Source organism: Aphanothece microscopica RSMan92, from assembly GCF_046613545.2.
Taxonomy (GTDB): Bacteria; Cyanobacteriota; Cyanobacteriia; order PCC-6307; family Cyanobiaceae; genus NIES-981.
Genome location: NZ_JBKKKY020000581.1, coordinates 1 through 428 on the forward strand (window position 1 = coordinate 1; position 428 = coordinate 428).

Genomic DNA, 428 nt, shown 5'->3' on the forward strand with positions numbered 1-428 from the left:
CGCCGGCGGCGCCCATGCGGGGACGATGCTGAGCTGGCAGGTGACGACGGAGAAGGTCCGCCTGGCCGATACCTTCGAGACGGAGGTGGGCGCGGTGGTGGAAGCCGTGGCGGCCAGCGCGGAACGGCTCCAGGCCTCGGCCGGATCACTCTCGGTGGCGGCCGAGACATCGGGCGCGGAGGCGGCGGCCGTCGCCGCGGCCGGTGAGAGCGCGCATCGCGACGTGCAATCCGTCGCCGCCGCGTCCGAGGAGATGGCCGCCAGCGTCGAGGAGATCGCCCGCCAGGTGGCGCAGGCCGCCGCCGCCGCGGGCGATGCGGTGGCGGAGACGCGGGCGACGGATGAAACGGTGACGGGCCTGTCCCACGCGGCGGCGCGGATCGGCGACGTGGTGCGGCTGATCGGTGACATCGCCGGCCAGACCAACC

The 428-nt window shown here is 75.2% G+C and carries 1 pseudogene; it reads left to right on the forward strand.

From position 1 onward, the window contains the following. Positions 1-40 precede the first annotated feature (40 nt). Positions 41-428, forward strand: a pseudogene (locus tag ACLD7X_RS19145) (hypothetical protein); the annotation flags it as partial.